Source organism: Tardiphaga sp. 20_F10_N6_6, assembly GCF_052076045.1.
Taxonomy (GTDB): Bacteria; Pseudomonadota; Alphaproteobacteria; order Rhizobiales; family Xanthobacteraceae; genus Tardiphaga; species Tardiphaga robiniae.
In genome coordinates this window covers 4,129,090-4,146,527 of the sequence record NZ_CP197239.1, presented here as the reverse complement: position 1 = coordinate 4,146,527, position 17,438 = coordinate 4,129,090, and the positions used below count along the sequence as shown (strand labels likewise).

Below are 17,438 nucleotides of genomic sequence, written 5' to 3'. Positions count from 1 at the left end.
CGTTGATCATGGTTATTTATCAGAATTACTGCAGCGGTGGGTCGCCGCTGGTGCGCTTCTTGGCCAGATCCATTTCAGTGACAGCGATCAGGATCTCGGCGCGGGTCTTGAGATCGGGCGCTTCGAGCATCGCCTGTTTCTCGGGCGGACCATAGGGCGACATCATCGCCAGCGCGTTCACCAGGGCCTCGTTGGGCGCCTTGTCGATGCCTTCCCAATCCACTTTCAGGTTGTTGGCCTTGAGGAAGTCGGTGAGCACCGCGAGCAGCGCGGCCCGGTCGACATCGTCTTCGCCCTTGCGTGCGGTGAAATCGTCGATGAAGGGGAAGTAGTCGACCTTGCACTGCCGGTACGCCGTCAGCACCGAGAGTTCCCGCACCACTTCGAAACGGGAAACGCCGGTCAGTTCGAGGATGTAGCGGCCGTCACCGGATTCGGCGAGCTGGGTGATGCGCCCGACACAGCCGACTTTGAACAGTGCCGGCTTGGCCTCATCCGGCGAATGCGCCGCATCGGGCTGGATCATGCCAATCAGCCGGTGCCCGTCGCGAAGCGAATCGTCGATCATCGCCAGATAACGCTGTTCGAAAATGTTCAGCGGCATCTGGCCACGCGGCAGGAGCAGCGCGCCCGGCAACGGAAAGACCGGGATCACCTCGGGAAGTTCGGCAGGCCCGCGATAGTCGGCATTGATGGGCATGTCCGGTTCCGATTCGTCACACGAGAAGAATTACGAGAACAGGATAGTCGATAACCGCCTGCGGCCGTCAACGGTGGCCTCATCCGTTGGTCCCCAAGCGTCGAAGAACTGGATCAATTGCTTGCGGGCGCCGTCGTCATCCCATTTGCGATCACGCTTGACGATTTCAAGCAGGTGACCCGTGGCCTCACTGCGCTGATTGGCGCCATTGAGCGCGATCGCAAGGTCGAAGCGGGCCTGATGGTCGAGCGGATTCGCGGCGACCTTCTGTTCCAGTTCGGTGACCGGACCGAGCGCACTGGCCTGTTCGACCAGATCGATCTTGGCCTGCACGGCCTTGACCGCAGCGTCCTCACGCTTCGCGACCGGGACGAGCTCAAGGGTCTGCTTGGCCTGCTCGATGGCGCCGGTCTCGACGTAACAGCGGGCAAGGCCAGCAATGGCGGCGATATTGCCGGCATCGGCGGCAATCACCTCGCCATAGATCGAAGCGGCGGTGGCCGGATCGCCTTCAGCCAGAATCGCTTCGGCTTCCTGAAGCAGTTCTGCTGCCGTGGGCTCGGCGCCGGGCATGCCGGCTGTCAGCTTGTCTATGAACGCATTGACCTGACTCTCCGGAACCGCACCCATGAAGCCATCGGCCGGCTGGCCGTTGACGAAGGCGATCACGGCGGGGATCGACTGGATGCCCATCTGGCCGGGAATCTCCGGATTCTCGTCGATGTTCATCTTGACCAGCTTCACCTTGCCCTTGGCGGCGGTCACGGCTTTTTCGATGACAGGAGTCAGCTGGCGGCATGGACCACACCAAGGCGCCCAGAAGTCGATCAGGACCGGCTGGCGCTTGGATTCCTCGATGACGTCCTGCACGAAGGTGCGGGTGGTCGTGTCCTTGATGAGAGCGGTTGCTGCCTGCGGCGTCGAACCTGCCTGCGGCGTCTGTGCGCCGCCCTGATCCATGATGGTCACGTGAACCTCGCTCGATGTCTGAAAAATTTGGCTGCTTCTAGCATGGCCTGAGCGATTAAATGGCGTCCGTGACAGTAATTTGCAATCCGGTGAAATAGGTCCGGCAGGGGTCGATTCGACCCGAGAAGCGACATTTGACTGTTTTGAACCGTTTTCCGGGCCGAATCGGGCTCAAAGGGCCATAAATCGCGATTAACTCGCCGCGATCCGAGTTGCAGTCTAACTGTTGCATTCGCCACCGGCATTTGGCATAGGTCTGCGCGTCGGCGGCGAGCAATCGCCGCCTGTCTTCTCGGATGCGGGTGTAGCTCAGTGGTAGAGCACGACCTTGCCAAGGTCGGGGTCGAGGGTTCGAATCCCTTCGCCCGCTCCAGAATTTTCCTGGTTTTTTGGCATCAGTTTTATCGATCACAGGCCGCCGTCCGGCGGCCTTGTCGTTTGTGATCCGCAGGCACGTAGATCCGCCCCGCATCGCTTGAAATCATCGGGCGTTGGGCAGACAATCCACGGGCGAAGCGGGTACGAGACTGACGATGCCGTCGACCACTGATTCCAACCTGGAAATTGCCAAGCGTGCCAATGACGAGGCGCGGGCGGATTTTGCGACCTGGGTGATGATGGCGAAGCTGAAAAGCCTCGACGCGCTGCCGCAGGAAGCCCAGACATTCTATGCGGGCTATCTCGCGCTGCTGGCGCGTGGCAAACAATCCGAGCCAGCCGCGGCCGAAGCCACCATCCAGACTGTCTACCGCAGCTATTATTCCCGCATGGGCGGCACCGGCATCGCGCCCATCATCAAGACGGCTTCGAGATCAAGACCAATGCCCGACGACAACAATAACAATGTCACGCCCTTTCGCCGGATCAAGCCCAACACGCCACCGCCCCCGCGCGAAAAGAAGAAGCTGCCGGTCGCGTTGATCTTCATCGGGTTGATTTTGCTGGCTGTGGCCTGGCGCTATCTCACCAAGGGCAGCCTTTAAAAAACGTAGCAGTGATCGCGCGATGATGCGGTGCGATGCACCAATTGCATCAGGCTACTGGAACTAACTTTCAAAATTTTTTTCAAGATGTCGTCGTGATGGCGACGTCTTTCATTTGCGCGAGCGTTAGTTGCGCTTTTCACCTGCGACATTTGTGCTAGCATCTCACTGTCTGAGAAAATCACAGACCAATAAAGTTCGTCTCGAACGTTCAATAAGACATAGCAGCCGCAACAAGCTGCACAGGGAGTGACGCGATGAAATCGATGACTGGTCGATCCGTTGTTGCGTGCGCCGCCATCCTCGCTACGGCGATCGGCATGGCCTCGCTCAATCAAGCGAGCGCACAGCAGAAGCTCAAGAGCTACAAATCCGATACCAAGGAATTCTGGACCAATCCGCCGGACGACTGGTTCCTCGGTGACGAGACCGAGGCACAGAAGGGGCTGGCGCCGCCGTCGGGCCCGCCGACCGGTGCGTCCGATGCCGAACTCGCAGCCATGATGAAGAAGATCAAGCTGCCGCCGGGATTCAAGATCGAGGTCTATGCATCCGGCGTGCTGGCGGCGCGGCAGATGGCCTGGGGCGATAAAGGCACGCTCTTTGTCGGCTCGTTCGGCCTCGGCAACGTCTATGCGATCACCGACAAGGGCGGCAAGAAAGAGGTCAAGACCGTCATCAAGGGCATGAAGATGCCGACGGGCATCGCCTTCCAGGACGGTGCGCTCTATGTGATCGATATCAACAAGCTGATCAAATACGAGAATGCCGAGGCAAATATCGACAAGCTCGGTGACGGCAAGGTGGTCTACGACGACATGCCGTCATTCGCGGCACATGGCTGGAAGTATCTCGCGCCGGACAAGGACGGCTGGTTCTACGTTCCGTTCGGACCTCCCTTCAACATCGGCATTCCGCCGACCAGCCTCTCGCAGATCCGCCGTGTCGATCCCAAGACCGGCAATGCCGAAATCGTTGCGCTGGGCGTGCGCAACTCGGTGGGCGGCGACGTCGATCCCCGCACCGGCAAATACTGGTTCACCGAAAATGCGCGCGACTGGATCAGCGACGATATGCCGAGCGACAAACTCAACATGATCTCGAAGCTTGGCGAGCATTTCGGCTATCCGCATTGCCATCAAGGCAACATGCCGGATCCGAAATTCGCCATGGGTCACAAGTGTTCGGAATTCACGCCGCCGGTGTTGAATCTCGGCGCCCATGTCGCTCCGTTGGGGATGAAGTTCTATACCGGCAGCATGTTTCCTGCCGAATACAAGAACAACATCTTCATTGCGGAGCATGGCTCGTGGAACCGGCACAAGTATCAGGGCGCACGTATCAAGCGTGTGATCGCCGGGCCGGATGGCAAGAACGCCAAGCAGGAGATCTTCGCCTCCGGCTGGATCGAGGGTGACCAGGGTTATCTCGGCCGTCCTGCCGATATTGTTCTGGCCAAGGATGGATCGCTGCTGATTGCCGACGATTGGGCAGGCGCAATCTATCGCATCAGCTACGCGAAGTAAGTCGCGAATTGCGTGAGGCTGGAGTTGCGTCATCCGCAGCTCCAGCCTCATGTATTCTGGAATGGGAATGTGGCTCATGCATCGTTCTGCAATCGCAGCTGTTCTTGTCTTTCTAGTTCTTGGTTCTGGGTCCAGTCCGGCTGATGCCGCCGATATCGCCGCGGGCAAGGAGAAAGCCGAGCTCTGCAGCGGCTGTCACGGCGAAAACGGCATCTCGCAAATGGAGAACATCCCTTCGCTCGCCGCACAGCCGGATCTGTTTATCCAGTGGCAGCTGGTGTTCTTTCGTTCAGGCACCCGCAAGAACGAACAGATGCAGCCGATCTTGGAGCAGATCGACAACAACGACATCCGTAATCTCGGCGCCTATTTCGCTTCGCTGAAGCCGCCGGAGGGCAAAAAGCCCGATGACAATCCGGATCTGTCGGCCAAGGGCGCGCAAGCGGCGGTCGGCCGTCGCTGCGCGTCATGTCACACGGAAAGTTATGGTGGCACGAAGGCGGTGTCGCGTATCGCCGGACAGCGCGAGGACTATCTCGTCAAGGCGCTGCGCGATTACAAGTCCGGCGTCCGCGCCGGTGGGGGCATGGCAGCGATGGCTGAGGTTGCCTATTCGCTCAGTGAAGAAGAGATCACTGCGCTGGCGCATTATCTGGCGCATCTATGAGGGGAAATCCGTAGCCCGGATTGCGATTGGCCTGATCCGGGCTACGTTGCGATGCTTACGCTACCCGCTGATGCTCATACGCCTTGAGATGCGTATAGATCATCCGCAGTCGCGGCACGGCAACCTTGGCGGCATCGGCGCGGGCGATGACATCGCCGACGATCTGGTCGGCCTCGATCTGCGCCTTGTTGAGGATGTCGCGATACATCGAGGCGGTCATCTTCGAACCTTCTGCTGTCAGCATGCCCTCGGTGCGTTCGAGGAAGGCTGCCCGCGGTGCGAAGCCGTTGGCCTTGGCGACGCCACTCATCTCATCCCGCACGCCGAGGATGAAGTCTCGGCCGCCAGGTGCCGCGACGATGTCACCGACAGCGCCGCGCATCGCGCTGGTCGAGCCGGCAATCGTCGCCAGGAACACCCACTTCTCCCACATATCCTGCATGATATTCTCGGAGGCCGCGCCTCCAAAGTTGCCGGTCGCCATGATCGCAGCGATCGCCTTCACGCGATCTGAACTGCCGCCCTTGCGTTCGCCGAAGCTGAGCACCTGCATTGGCGCCATCTGGACGACCTCGCGCGCCTCGTTGAGCGTCGCTGCGATCTGGCATTGGCCGCCCATGACGTTCTCGGCGCCGAACTTCTTCTCCAGTACGTCGAGATGCTTCATGCCGTTGAGCAGCGGAATGATCGCCGTGTTCGGCCCAACCGCGGGTGCAAAGGACGCGATGGCGTCGTCGAGGTCGAAGGCCTTGCAGCTCAGCAGCACGACATCGAATTTCTCCTTGATCGCATCTGCCTGCACCGTCGGCGGATTCTTCAGGGTCACGTCGCCGTGCGGGCTCTTGATGACAAGGCCGGCGCTTGCCAGCTCACCGGCGCGCTTCGGGCGAACCAGGAAAGTGATGTCATTGCCGGCCTGTAACAGCCTGCCGCCGAAATAGCCGCCGATGGCACCGGCGCCGACCACGAGAATACGCATTGGGATGAGTCCATGTTGGATTGGAACGTGAAGCTGTCAAACAGTAGCCCGTCATTGCGAGCGAAGCGAAGCAATCCAGTTCCTTGTCGATGCAGGGCTGGATTGCTTCGTCGCAAGAGCTACCTGCAATGACGGCTGCGAGAAGGTGCTCGCTACCACTTCTCCCCGAACGGGCGAATCTCCAGTTCAAACGTCCAGGCGCTACGCGGCTGCTGATAGAGCTGCCAGTATGACTGGGCGACCGACGCAGGCGGCATCAACAAATCGGGATTGTTGAGCGCCTCCTTGCCCCACATCTGCTCGCGGCGTTCGCGCACCCAGGCGGTGTCGACGCCGCTGTCGATAATCAAATGGGCAACATGGATGTTTTTCGGGCCGAGCTCGCGGGCCATCGCCTGAGCTACTGCACGCAACCCGAATTTGGCCGATGCAAAAGCGGCAAAACCACTGCCGCCACGCAAGCTCGCGGTGGCGCCTGTGAAGAAGATGTTGCCCTGGCCGCGCGGCATCATCAGCCGTGCAGCTTCGCGCCCGGCCAGGAAACCGGAATAGCAGGCCATCTCCCAGACCTTGCGAAACACCCGCTCGGTTGTCTCCAAAATTGGGAAATTGACGTTGGCGCCGACATTGAAGATGCAGACCTCCAATGGCGCGTGCGCATCGGCGTCATTGAGGAAGGCGGCGATCTCGTCTTCCTTGCGGGCATCGAGCGAGCGCGCCACGATCGTGCCGCCCATAGCCTCGATCTCTGCCACCAAAGGCGCCAGCTTGTCGCCGTTACGGCGCCCAGCGAACACCGTGAAACCTTCGGCGGCGAATTTCTTGGCGATCTCCGAGCCGATAAAATCACCGGCGCCGATGACCGCGACAGTCGCGTTGCGCTTCTGCATGATGTGCTCTCCGCTATTTGCCGGCGCCGGTAATCAATTCCTCGACCTCGCGCAACTGCTCCTTGCCGAAGAACATCTCATCGCCGACGAAGAAGGTCGGTGAGCCGAACGCGCCGCGCTCGACAGCGGTCTGTGTATTGGCCACCAGTACCGCCTTCACCTCCGGCTCCTGTCCGCGTGCGAACAATCTTGCGCCATCGAGACCGGAGTCGGTGAGTGCTTTTATGGCCACTTCGGGGTCATCCATCTTCTTTGGCTCGCCCCACATATGATGGAACGCGGCGTCGACGTATTTCTCGAACACGCCGTCAAACTGTGCCGCGATGGCGACGCGCATCAGGTTCAGCGTGTTGACCGGGAAGAACGGATTCATCGTGTAGGGCTTGACGCTGAAGCGCTTCACGAACCGCTCGGTCTCGATTTGATGAAATTCACGTTTGTTCTTGACGCCGGCATAGGTCTCCGCCGGCGAGCGATTATTGGTCGCCTTGAAGATGCCCCCCAGCAGGACCGGGACGTATTCGAATGTCACGCCGGTGCGCGCTTCGATCGCCGGGATCGCCAGATGGCTGAGATAGGCGTTGGGGCTGCCGAAATCGAACAGGAATTGTGGCGACGTCTTGGTCAAGGCGGTCTCCCGAATTTTTATTGGGTGCAGTGTGGCGCAGCACGTGCGATGCGTCCACATCTTTTATGATGACCGTAATGCTATGGCTTGACGGCGCACAGTGTCAGATCAGACGCTGTACGGTCCGTTTGCGCCACACCAGCATGTAATAGCTCATCTGCAGAACAAACATGGCGCAGAAGGTGATGGGGTAGGCGGCCCAGACGCCATCGAGACCGATAGTGCGGCTGAGGATGACGGCCGAGGGCACCTCGATGGCAACGATGGCGAAAACCAGAAGCGCCAATGGTGCAAATACCGTTCCGCTGGCACGCAAATTCCGGAGAATGTTGTGGCCATGCCGAACAGGATCGAACTCCACAGTACAATGTGAAGCGACCGCTGTGCGAGTTCGAGGACCGCCGGATCGACGATGAAAAAGCTCATGAGGGTGCGGGAGAACAGGTAGGCGATCGCCACCAGTCCGCCGGTCAGGACGAGGTTCATCAGCAATCCGGTGCGGACGATGGCGCCGAGCTGGTCGGCCTGGCCGCGGCCGATGGCCTGCGCGCCGAAGATCGAGGCCGTAATCGAGATCGAAATGGCGGGAAACTGTACATAGCTCAAAATCTGGTTGACCGCGCCATAAGCGGCGGTCGCGTTGGAGCCGAAGCCGTTGACGAGGCCGAGCAGCACAAGTTCGGCGACCGACATTACGGCCATGCCGATCGCGGAAGGGATACCGATCCGCAACACCTTGCGCAGCAGCGCGGGGTCAAGCCGTATTCTGCGCAGGAACTCCGCGTCGGGCGCGAGCGCGTGTTTCTTGCGGCGCAGGTACATGGCGAGCCAGAGCAGCGTGAACGCGCTCGACGCGGCCGCGGCGCAGGCAGCGCTGGCCACGCCAAGTCGCGGCAGGCCGAACCAGCCCTGGATCAGCGCCGGTGTGACGGTGAGGCCTATGAATGTGGACAGTGCCAGCGCCCATAGCGGCGTCACGGTGTCGCCGACGCCGCGCATCATCGATGTCATCAGAATGAAGATGAAGGTCGCCGGCATCGCCAGCATCATGATCCGGGCATAGGCGCTGGCCTGGTCGAGAATATCCGCCGGTGTCGCAAGCGCAACCATCATTGGTCGGCTCAATAGGGCGCCGAACACTGCGATGATGACCGCTAGCAGAAGGGCGACAGCGAGGGTCGTGCCGGCCACCGCCTTTACCTTGTGGCGCTCGCCCGCGCCCCAGGCCTGGCCAATCAGCACCGACGCGCCCGCTCCCAACCCCACGACGAAGGAGATGAAGAAGAACATTACCGGAAAGAACACCGATGCCGCCGCGAGCGCATCGACGCCGATCATCTGGCCGACATAGATGCTGTTGATGGTGCCGAACAGCGATTGCAGAATATTGCTCAGCATCATCGGTGCAAGGAAGGTGAGAAACGTCCTCCACAAAGGACGCGGTGTCATCGGCAAAGGCTCAGACATAGCGGGTTCTCGGTTGGCACGAAGACATAACGGTCCGTTAGCGCGCGTTGATGCGCACGGTGTTGTGGTGGTCGATGGGGCCGGGTGATCAGGCCGGTGGGGCGGCGGCCTGATCACGAAATGCGAGTATTACGATGTGATCGCGGATATCGACTGGCCAGTTCGCGATGAGTTCGGTGAAGCGCCGTTGATCGCCGGCAAACAGCGCGCGCGACGCTTCCTCAAAGCCCGGCCGATCTCCGGCCATGGTCGACATGAAGTGATAGGCCGCATCGCGCGCGGCGCGTTGACGATCCCTGTCGCCACTCGCGCGGCGGGCATTTTCTACCAGCTTGCGTAGCGCGACTGAGGCACCGCCCGGCTGTGCGCTAAGCCACTCCCAATGGCGCGGCAACAGCGTTACCTCGCGGGCGACAACGCCAAGCTTCGGCCGGCCACGGCCACGGGGCTCGGTCGACGCCTCGACGTGGGGCTCGACCGCGGATAGCTGGGGCAGGCGGGCGACGACCTCGCGATGGCTGCCGCGCAAATCGATATCGAGTGACTTGCCGGTGGCGTTGTCGACAATGACGATCGGATCGGCGATTGCGCCGGTCGCGATCTTGATCGCGATCGCGACCTCGGCCAATGGCCCAGAAGCCAGCAGCTTCGGACCGGCAAAGGCGCTAAACGGAGGAACACTCATTTCAGTCATGGGAATAAGCCCGTCTCATCATCAAGATCGATGCTAATTATACCCGGATAATATATCTGTCAATATTACCCGGGCGATAATTAAGTGCGCCAGCTCGCAAAGGATCGCCATGCTCACTGTCCATCACCTGAATAACTCGCGCTCCCAGCGCGTGCTGTGGCTGCTCGAAGAGCTCGGCACTCCCTATGAGATCATCAGATACAACCGGCAGCCCAACATGCTGGCTCCGCCGGAGCTGCGGGCGATTCATCCGCTCGGCAAGTCGCCGGTCATTACCGACAACGGCAACACGATCGCCGAGTCCGGCGCGATCGTCGAATATCTCGTCAAAACCTACGGCAACGGCCGGCTGATTCCGCCTGACAACACACCGGAGCGCCTGCGCTTCACCTATTGGCTGCACTACGCCGAGGGGTCGGCGATGCCGCCGCTGCTGTTGAAGCTGATCTTCCTGATGCTGCCGAAGCGCGCGCCGCTGCTGATGCGCCCGGTGGTCAATGCCATCGCCGCGAAAGCGCTGAACACGCTGGTCGATCCGCAACTCAAACAGCACATGGCGTTCTGGGAAGGCGAACTGTCGAAGAGCGAATGGTTCGCGGGCAGCGAGTTCACCGCCGCCGATATCCAGATGAGCTTCCCACTCGAAGCGGCCTCCGCGCGCGCCGGGCTGGAGCAAGGACATCCCAAGGCGATGGCGTGGCTCGCGAAGATCCACGCGCGGCCCGCCTATCAGCGCGCGCTGGAGAAGGGCGGGCCGTATTCGGTGGGACGCTAGACCGCGGGGAAGCCGAACAGCTTCTGCGGATTGTTCGTGAGGATACGATTGCGCATCGTCTCATCCGGCACCCACTCTGCAAGCAGGTCGAGCAGATCGCTTACGCCCATCATCACATCCCAGTTCGCCACATGCGGCCAGTCGGAGCCCCAGACGCAACGGTCGGGATTGGCGGCGACCAGCTTCTGGGCGAAGGGAATCGTATCGCTATAGGGCGGCCCACCCTGAATGCTGGTGCGATACGCGCCGGACAGTCGAACCCATGCGCCGTCGCGCACGAGGCCGACCAGAGCGTCGAAGCCCGGATCGTTGATGCCGCGTGAGGTCGGGAAGTGTCCCATGTGGTCAACGAGGAATGGCACCGGCAGTTTCGCAAAGCGTGAGGCGAGAGCCGGAATATCCTTGGCATCGATCAGGAATTGCAGATGCCAGCCCATCTCGCGGCAGAGCGACGCGTAGTCCTCAAGCTGCGCGAAACCCATCCCGCCGCCATAAAGCACGTTGAGCCGAAGGCCGACGACGCCGGCTTCTTTCAGCGCCACCTTCTCCTTCTCGGGGCAATCCAGCCCGATCACCGCGATGCCACGCAACCGCTGGCGATTGGCGGTGAGCGCGTTCACCAGCAGGCGGTTGTCGGTGCCATGCACGCTGACTTGCGTTAGCACGCCGTAAGTCATGCCGGTCGCATCGAGCATCGATAGATAAGATGCCGCCGTGGCCTCCGGCGGCGTGTAACTCCGCCCGGCGACGAACGGATAGTCCGGCGGCAGACCGATCACATGGGCATGCGTATCAACCGCACCACGCCGCACGGTGAACCGTGTCGCGCTGCGCTGGCTCGGTTGCGGCCCCGGGCAAGCCCGGGGTTCGCTGGGGGATGAATCAGGCGTCTGCATAGAGAATACGTCCGCGGGTTTCGGGCAACGCATAGGCTGCGAGGAAGAACAGGCCGTAAGCCAGCACTGCGAAGATCGCGATGGCATTGCCGAGGCTGGTGGTGTTGGACAGAGCGCCGACCAGGAACGGGAACAGAGCGCCGATGCCACGGCCGAAATTGTAGCAGAAGCCCTGGCCCGATCCGCGCAGACGTGTTGGATAGAGCTCCGTGAGGAACGCGCCCATGCCGGAGAAGTAGCCCGACGCAAAGAAGCCGAGCGGGAAGCCGAGGATCCACAGCACTTCGTTGGTGAGCGTCACCTGTGTGTAGATCAGGATGACTGCGATGGCGCCGAGCGAGAAGGTCAGGAACAGGTTGCGGCGACCGATGCGGTCGGCGAGCCAGGCGCCGACGAGATAGCCGATGAAGGAGCCGACGATCAGCGCCGAGAGATAGCCGGTCGATGAGACGATCGACAGCTTGCGCTCGGTGGTGAGGAAGCGCGGCACCCAGAAGGTGATGGCGTAATAGCCACCCTGGCAACCGGTCGCAGCGAGCGACGCAAGGATCGTGGTCTTCAGCATCGGGCCGGCAAAGATTTCGCTGAGCTTGGGCCGATCGCCGCTGGCGTTCTGCTTGGCGCGGGTCTCCGCGGCGATGACCGGTTCTTCGACGTAGCGGCGCAGATACAGCACCAGCAAAGCCGGCAGTGCGCCGATGGCGAACATCCAGCGCCACGCCGTCTCTGGTGGAAGCCATGAGAACAAAACCGCTTGGGAGAGCACGGCGAGGCCCCAGCCGATCGCCCAGCCGGACTGTACAGAACCGACTGCGCGGCCGCGATATTGCGGGCGGATGGCCTCGCCCATCAGCACAGCGCCTGCGGCCCATTCACCGCCAAAGCCAATGCCGAGCAGTGCACGCGCCACCAGCAGCTGATCGAAATTCTGCACGAAGGCACAGATCAGCGAGAAGAACGAGAACCACAGGATCGTTAGCTGCAGCGTGCGGACGCGGCCGATCCGGTCGGCAAGATAGCCGCCGAGCCAGCCACCGATCGCGGAGGCAAGAAGTGTCACGGTGCCAGCGAGGCCGGCAGTACCGGGATCGACCTTCCACATCACGATGATGGTGCCGATCACCAGCGGATAGATCATGAAATCCATGCCATCGAGTGCCCAGCCTGTGGCGCAGGCCCAGAACGTGCGGCGCTCCGGTGGATTCATATCGCGATAGAAGGCCAGAAGGCTGGTGTCTTCGATTTCCGCGCGCTCAATGGCGCCGGGATCGGTTGGTCGGTTGCCGCTCATGGTTATTTCCCCCGTTTGTCATCTTGGTTCGGGGGGCGCTCACCCGCGCGCCCCTGGGGGCACCGGATATGTCATTGGACGTCAGTACCCAGATGCCTCAGCGCCACGCGTACGCGGATCAGGGGCACCAAGCAAGCCGTCTGGCGTCACCAGAATAGAATTGGCCGAAGTCTGGCCCATCGGCTCGACCACCTTGTGGCCCATGGCACGCAGTGCGTTGAGAGTCTCTTCGCTAAAGCCGCGTTCGATGCGGACTTCATCGGGCAGCCACTGGTGATGCAGGCGCGGCGCGGCCACGGCCGACATAATGTTCATCCTGTAGTCGATCACATTGACGATCACCTGCAGCACCGTCGAGATGATGCGGCTGCCGCCGGGCGAACCGGTGACGAGTACCGGCTTGCCGTCCTTCAGCACGATGGTAGGTGACATCGATGACAACGGGCGCTTGCCGGGACCGGGCAGGTTGGCTTCGAAGCCGACAAGTCCATAGGCATTGGACGCGCCAGGTGCGGCGGTAAAGTCATCGAGCTCGTTGTTGAGCAATACGCCGGTGCCGTCGGCGATCAGGCCAACACCATAACTGAAGTTCAGCGTGTAAGTGTTGCTCACCGCATTGCCGGCGCTGTCGACCACCGAATAGTGGGTCGTATTCTGTCCTTCGCGCGGCGGTACGGCCGAGAGGGCATCGGTCCACGGCGTTGCCTTGTTGGGATCGATCGAGGCGCGCTGCCCGGTAGCGTAGTCCTTCGAAGTCAGCGTCGTGATCGGCGCGTTGACAAAAGCGGGATCGCCCAGATAGCGCGCGCGATCCGCATAAGCACGCTTCATGGCTTCGACCAGCAGATGCAGCGACGGTGCGGAGGCCTGCCGCATCTCGCCCAGCGGAAAGCCTTCGAGAATATTCAGTGTCTCCAGCAGCACCGTTCCGCCGGATGACGGCAGCGGCATTGAGATGATGTCGTAGCCGCGATAGCTGCCGCGGACCGGCGTGCGAACCACGGGCTGATAGATCTTGAGGTCGTCTGCCGTGAAAATGCCGCCTGCCGCATTGATGCTGCTGACCAGCTTCTCGGCGACGGGGCCTTCATAGAAGCCGCGGGGTCCCTGCGCGGCAATCGCCGTGAGCGTTGTTGCGAGGTCTGTCTGGATCAACCGGTCGCCCTCGCGCAGCGAGGTGCCGTCGTCACGCGAAAAGATCTTCTTCGTCGCGGGCCAGCGCGCCAGGCGTCTGTGCCAATCCGGCAGCGTATCTGCGCCATCGTCAGTCAGGATGAAGCCGTCGCGGGCCAGCGCAATCGCGGGCTGTAACAGATCCGACAGCGTGAACTTGCCCGAGCCATATTTTTCCAGCGCCAGCGCCAGCCCTGCGACCGTGCCGGGGATGCCGATGCCCAAAGCGGAATCGCGGGATTTCGCGGTGTCCGGTTTGCCGTCGCTGCCGAGAAACATGGTGCGGGTGGCCGCGGCCGGCGCGGTCTCGCGATAGTCGATGGTGACGTCTTCGCCGGAGGCTGTGTGGATCACCATGAAACCGCCGCCGCCGATATTACCGGCGCGGGGATAGGTGACAGCCATGGCGAAACCGCTCGCAACAGCCGCATCGATCGCATTGCCACTGCGCGCCATGACATCCGCACCGACCTTGGCGGAGATCTTCTCCTGGGCGACGACCATGCCATGCTTGGCCGCGATGGGTTTGAGCGTGCCTGACGGTGCGGGGGTATAGAGGTCACGCGCCTGCTGCGCGTTTGTCGATGCCGGGACGACGAGTATAAATGCGAGTGCTGCGACGCACGTACAACGCAGGAAAGCAAACGGTACCATCGATCACTCCGGCTGACAGCGGACATGATCGCATCGCCGTCTCGAATGCTATATGGCTTGTGAAACGTACGAGACAACACTCTGTGATTCGCGGGGGATACCACGCATGGCGGTCGCCGCCGCTTCATCAGCCTCTGTGACAGCGGCGCCAAAGACCTATCCACCGCGCTCTGCGGTGATCAGCTGGATGTTTTTCGACTGGGCGGCCCAGCCTTACTTCAGTCTCATCACAACCTTCGTTTTCGCGCCCTATTTCGCCACGCGCGTGGCATCCGACGCCGCCACCGGGCAATCGCTGTGGGGCTTCGCCACCGCTGCGGCCGGGTTGGTCATCGCGCTGGCATCGCCGATGCTTGGCGCGATTGCCGACGCGAGCGGCCGCCGCAAGCCTTGGATCGCAAGCTTCGGTGCGATCTTCGTGATCGGCGCCTGCATCATGTGGATCGGCAAGCCCGGCGATCCCGCTATCATCCTGCCGCTGCTGATTGCCTATGGCTTGGCGACCATCGGCGTGGAATTTGCCACCGTGTTCAACAATGCGATGATGCCGACGTTGGTGCCGCCGGATAAAATCGGCCGCCTGTCCGGTTCGGGCTGGGCGCTCGGCTATGTCGGCGGCATTCTCAGCCTGATCATCGTGCTCGGCTTCATGGCCGCGAACCCCACCACCGGGCGCACGCTTTTCGGCCTGGTCCCGATCCTCGGTCTCGACCCCGCGACGTTCCAGGGCGATCGCATTTCGGCGCCGCTGTCGGGCCTGTGGTTCGTCGTCTTCGTGCTGCCGATGTTTCTGCTGACGCCGGATTTTCCTGCAAAGGTTTCGCCCGATCACGCCGTGCGTGCAGGTCTGACCGATCTCAGGCACACGCTAAGTGATCTGCCGAAGCATCGCTCGATGATGGCATTCCTGATTGCCAACATGATCTACACGGACGGGCTGGTGTCGCTGTTTGCTTTCGGTGGCATCTATGCGGCCGGCACGTTCGGTTGGAATACGATTCAGATCGGCACGTTCGGTATCATCCTGGCCATCGCCGGAACGTTCGGCGCCTTCGTCGGCGGCAAGCTCGACGATGCGTTCGGACCGAAGCGTGTGATCACTGGCAGCATCCTGCTGCTGCTGACCTCGATCATTGCGATCCTGCTGATTGATCGCGAAACCATCTTCTTCATCAAGGTCGCGCCGCCGGTGCCGGGTGGCGGCCTGTTCGCGGCGCCTGCGGAGAAGGCCTATCTCGCGCTGGGTTGCCTGATCGGCATGGCGGGCGGTCCGCTGCAGGCGGCATCGCGCACGCTGTTGATCCGGTTGGCACCGCAAGATCGCATCGCGCAGTTCTTCGGTCTGTTCGCGCTGACCGGAAAGGTGACGTCCTTTATGGGGCCGTTGCTGATCGGCCTCGTCACCGCGGTCACCGCCAGCCAGAAGGCTGGCATGGCGGTGCTGGTGCTGTTCTTTGTCGGTGGCCTCGGTCTGCTCGCGCGGGTGCGGGAAGCTTGAGCCTCGAAAGTCTCAGTGCTTGAAGTGGCGGACGCCGGTGAACACCATGGCGATTCCGGCGTCATCCGCCGCCTTGATCACTTCATCGTCGCGCACCGAACCGCCGGGCTGGATCACCGCAGTGGCTCCGGCCTCGATGGCAACGAGCAAGCCGTCCGCGAACGGGAAGAATGCGTCTGACGCGACCACCGATCCCTTGGTCATCGGCTGTGCGAGCTTCATCTCAGCGGCCGCATCTTGCGCCTTACGGGCGGCGATGCGTGCGGAATCGATGCGGCTCATCTGGCCGGCGCCGATACCGACAGTGGCGAGGTCCTTGGCATAGACGATGGTATTCGACTTGATGTGCTTGGCTACGCGAAACGCGAATTTGAGATCGCGCAGTTCGGCGTCGGTCGGCTGACGCTTAGTCACGGCCTTCAGCAACATGTCGTCGACAACAGCATTGTCGCGGCTCTGGATCAGCATGCCGCCAGCCACGGTCTTGGCCGTGAAGCCCGGCGCGCGCGGATCCGGCAATCCGCCGGCCAAGAGCAGGCGCAAGGTCTTCTTCGCGGCGACGATGGCGATGGCTTCCTCGGTGGCGTCAGGTGCCACGATGACCTCGGTGAAGATCTCGGTGATGACGCGCGCGGTGTCTGCATCGAGCGTCTTGTTCAGCGCAACGATGCCGCCGAACGCCGAGGTGGAATCGCAGGCCAGTGCCTTGCGATAGGCCTCAACCAGGCTGCTGCCTTCGGCGACGCCGCAGGGATTGGCGTGCTTGACGATGACACAGGCCGCGGTGCGCTTCGGATCGAACTCGGCGATGCATTCATAGGCCGCATCGGTGTCGTTGATATTGTTGTAGGACAGTTGCTTGCCCTGTACCTGCCGCGCCGAGGATACGCCGGGGCGGAGTTCGGGTGTGCGATAGAATGCAGCGGTCTGGTGCGGGTTCTCGCCGTAACGCAGCGCTTCGACCAGTTTGCCGCCGACGGCACGGAAATCCGGTGCGGTGATCTTCAACTGATCCGCGAACCAGTTCGAGATCGCAGCATCATAAGCTGCGGTGCGCGCATAGGCCTTGGCTGCCAGACGACGGCGCAGCGTCAGCGTGGTCGCGCCCTTGTTGGTCGCGAGTTCATCGAGCACCGACTGATAATCGGAGGGCTCGACGACGACGGTGACGTCGTCATGGTTCTTGGAGGCTGCGCGGATCATTGCCGGACCGCCGATGTCGATATTCTCGATACAATCCTCATAGGAGGCGTTCTTCGCGACGGTCTCCTCGAACGGGTAGAGGTTCACGACGAGCAGATCGATCTGCGAAATTCCGTGATCCTTCATCGCCTTGGCGTGTTCGGCATTGTCGCGGATCGCGAGCAGGCCGCCATGGACCTTTGGATGCAGCGTCTTGACCCGGCCATCCATCATTTCCGGGAAGCCGGTGAGGTCGGACACGTCCGAGACCTTCAGGCCCGCCGCAGCGATCGCCTTGGCGGTACCGCCGGTGGAAACGAGGTCGATGCCGTGAGCGGACAGCGCCCGCGCGAATTCGATCAGCCCGGACTTATCGGAAACGGACAATAGAGCGCGAGTAACCTTGCGCGGATGGTCGGTCATGATGCGTATCCCGTGGGAGAAGGACGCCGCGTAGCATGGTTTC

Annotated in this window: 15 protein-coding genes, 1 tRNA gene and 1 pseudogene; 6 read left to right on the top strand and 11 right to left on the bottom strand. The window is 61.5% G+C overall.

Going from position 1 to position 17,438, the window contains the following annotated elements:
* Nucleotides 1–25 precede the first annotated feature (25 nt).
* A complete protein-coding gene (locus tag AB7813_RS19940; RefSeq protein WP_089263165.1) occupies nucleotides 26–700 on the bottom strand; it encodes an LON peptidase substrate-binding domain-containing protein in 675 nt (224 codons plus the stop codon).
* A gap of 30 nt (nucleotides 701–730) precedes the next feature.
* Nucleotides 731–1,669, bottom strand: a complete 939-nt coding sequence (gene trxA, locus AB7813_RS19935) for a thioredoxin (protein ID WP_439065410.1) — start codon at nucleotides 1,667–1,669, stop codon at nucleotides 731–733.
* A gap of 298 nt (nucleotides 1,670–1,967) precedes the next feature.
* Between trxA and AB7813_RS19930 the strand changes: the two genes are divergently transcribed.
* From AB7813_RS19930 to AB7813_RS19915, 4 genes are all read left to right on the top strand, one after another.
* Nucleotides 1,968–2,042: transfer RNA gene (locus AB7813_RS19930), tRNA-Gly, on the top strand.
* 160 nt (nucleotides 2,043–2,202) lie between these two features.
* Entirely contained in the window at nucleotides 2,203–2,652 is a 450-nt protein-coding gene (locus tag AB7813_RS19925; RefSeq protein WP_170849625.1) for a hypothetical protein, read from the top strand.
* Between the two features lie 257 nt (nucleotides 2,653–2,909).
* Nucleotides 2,910–4,178 (top strand): PQQ-dependent sugar dehydrogenase, encoded by a 1,269-nt coding sequence (locus tag AB7813_RS19920; protein ID WP_120287658.1) that lies wholly within the window; start codon nucleotides 2,910–2,912, stop codon nucleotides 4,176–4,178.
* A gap of 76 nt (nucleotides 4,179–4,254) precedes the next feature.
* The gene (locus tag AB7813_RS19915) at nucleotides 4,255–4,845 is read left to right on the top strand and encodes a c-type cytochrome (protein WP_175369328.1); all 591 of its coding nucleotides are present in this window, start codon (nucleotides 4,255–4,257) and stop codon (nucleotides 4,843–4,845) included.
* Between the two features lie 55 nt (nucleotides 4,846–4,900).
* Here AB7813_RS19915 and panE read toward each other — a convergent pair whose 3' ends face one another.
* The 5 genes and pseudogenes from panE to AB7813_RS19890 all read right to left on the bottom strand — a co-directional run bounded on the left by panE (nucleotide 4,901) and on the right by AB7813_RS19890 (nucleotide 9,503).
* On the bottom strand, nucleotides 4,901–5,824 hold the full coding sequence (panE, locus tag AB7813_RS19910; protein WP_184512487.1) for a 2-dehydropantoate 2-reductase: 924 nt from the start codon (nucleotides 5,822–5,824) through the stop codon (nucleotides 4,901–4,903).
* Between the two features lie 152 nt (nucleotides 5,825–5,976).
* On the bottom strand, nucleotides 5,977–6,714 hold the full coding sequence (locus AB7813_RS19905) for an SDR family oxidoreductase (protein WP_120287656.1): 738 nt from the start codon (nucleotides 6,712–6,714) through the stop codon (nucleotides 5,977–5,979).
* A gap of 13 nt (nucleotides 6,715–6,727) precedes the next feature.
* Entirely contained in the window at nucleotides 6,728–7,342 is a 615-nt protein-coding gene (locus AB7813_RS19900; RefSeq protein ID WP_439065409.1) for a 2-hydroxychromene-2-carboxylate isomerase, read from the bottom strand.
* Nucleotides 7,343–7,445: 103 nt separating this feature from the next.
* Nucleotides 7,446–8,791: pseudogene (locus AB7813_RS19895) on the bottom strand (MATE family efflux transporter).
* Nucleotides 8,792–8,897: 106 nt separating this feature from the next.
* Nucleotides 8,898–9,503: a DUF2239 family protein gene (locus tag AB7813_RS19890; RefSeq protein WP_441228304.1), complete on the bottom strand. Its 606-nt coding sequence runs from the start codon at nucleotides 9,501–9,503 to the stop codon at nucleotides 8,898–8,900.
* Nucleotides 9,504–9,612: 109 nt separating this feature from the next.
* Here AB7813_RS19890 and AB7813_RS19885 point away from each other — a divergent pair, with 109 nt between their 5' ends.
* Complete coding sequence (locus AB7813_RS19885; protein ID WP_439065406.1) at nucleotides 9,613–10,278, top strand: glutathione S-transferase family protein; 666 nt, start codon at nucleotides 9,613–9,615, stop codon at nucleotides 10,276–10,278.
* Here the strand turns inward: AB7813_RS19885 and AB7813_RS19880 are convergent.
* The 3 genes from AB7813_RS19880 to ggt form a co-directional block, all read right to left on the bottom strand.
* Entirely contained in the window at nucleotides 10,275–11,174 is a 900-nt protein-coding gene (locus AB7813_RS19880; RefSeq protein ID WP_441228303.1) for an amidohydrolase family protein, read from the bottom strand. The genes AB7813_RS19885 and AB7813_RS19880 overlap by 4 nt on opposite strands.
* Nucleotides 11,161–12,465, bottom strand: coding sequence for an MFS transporter (locus AB7813_RS19875; protein ID WP_089263183.1), 1,305 nt, complete (start codon nucleotides 12,463–12,465; stop codon nucleotides 11,161–11,163). The genes AB7813_RS19880 and AB7813_RS19875 overlap by 14 nt, the downstream gene beginning before the upstream one ends.
* Before the next feature lie 81 nt (nucleotides 12,466–12,546).
* A complete protein-coding gene (gene ggt / locus AB7813_RS19870) occupies nucleotides 12,547–14,292 on the bottom strand; it encodes a gamma-glutamyltransferase (protein ID WP_441228302.1) in 1,746 nt (581 codons plus the stop codon).
* A 106-nt stretch (nucleotides 14,293–14,398) separates the two neighbouring features.
* Here ggt and AB7813_RS19865 point away from each other — a divergent pair, with 106 nt between their 5' ends.
* Nucleotides 14,399–15,790, top strand: a complete 1,392-nt coding sequence (locus AB7813_RS19865; RefSeq protein ID WP_441228301.1) for an MFS transporter — start codon at nucleotides 14,399–14,401, stop codon at nucleotides 15,788–15,790.
* Nucleotides 15,791–15,802: 12 nt separating this feature from the next.
* On the opposite strand, the gene purH is transcribed toward AB7813_RS19865, so the two are convergent.
* Nucleotides 15,803–17,395 carry a bifunctional phosphoribosylaminoimidazolecarboxamide formyltransferase/IMP cyclohydrolase gene (purH, locus tag AB7813_RS19860; protein ID WP_441228300.1) on the bottom strand — a complete coding sequence of 531 codons (1,593 nt, stop codon included), beginning with the start codon at nucleotides 17,393–17,395 and terminating at the stop codon, nucleotides 15,803–15,805.
* Between the last annotated feature and the right edge of the window lie 43 nt (nucleotides 17,396–17,438).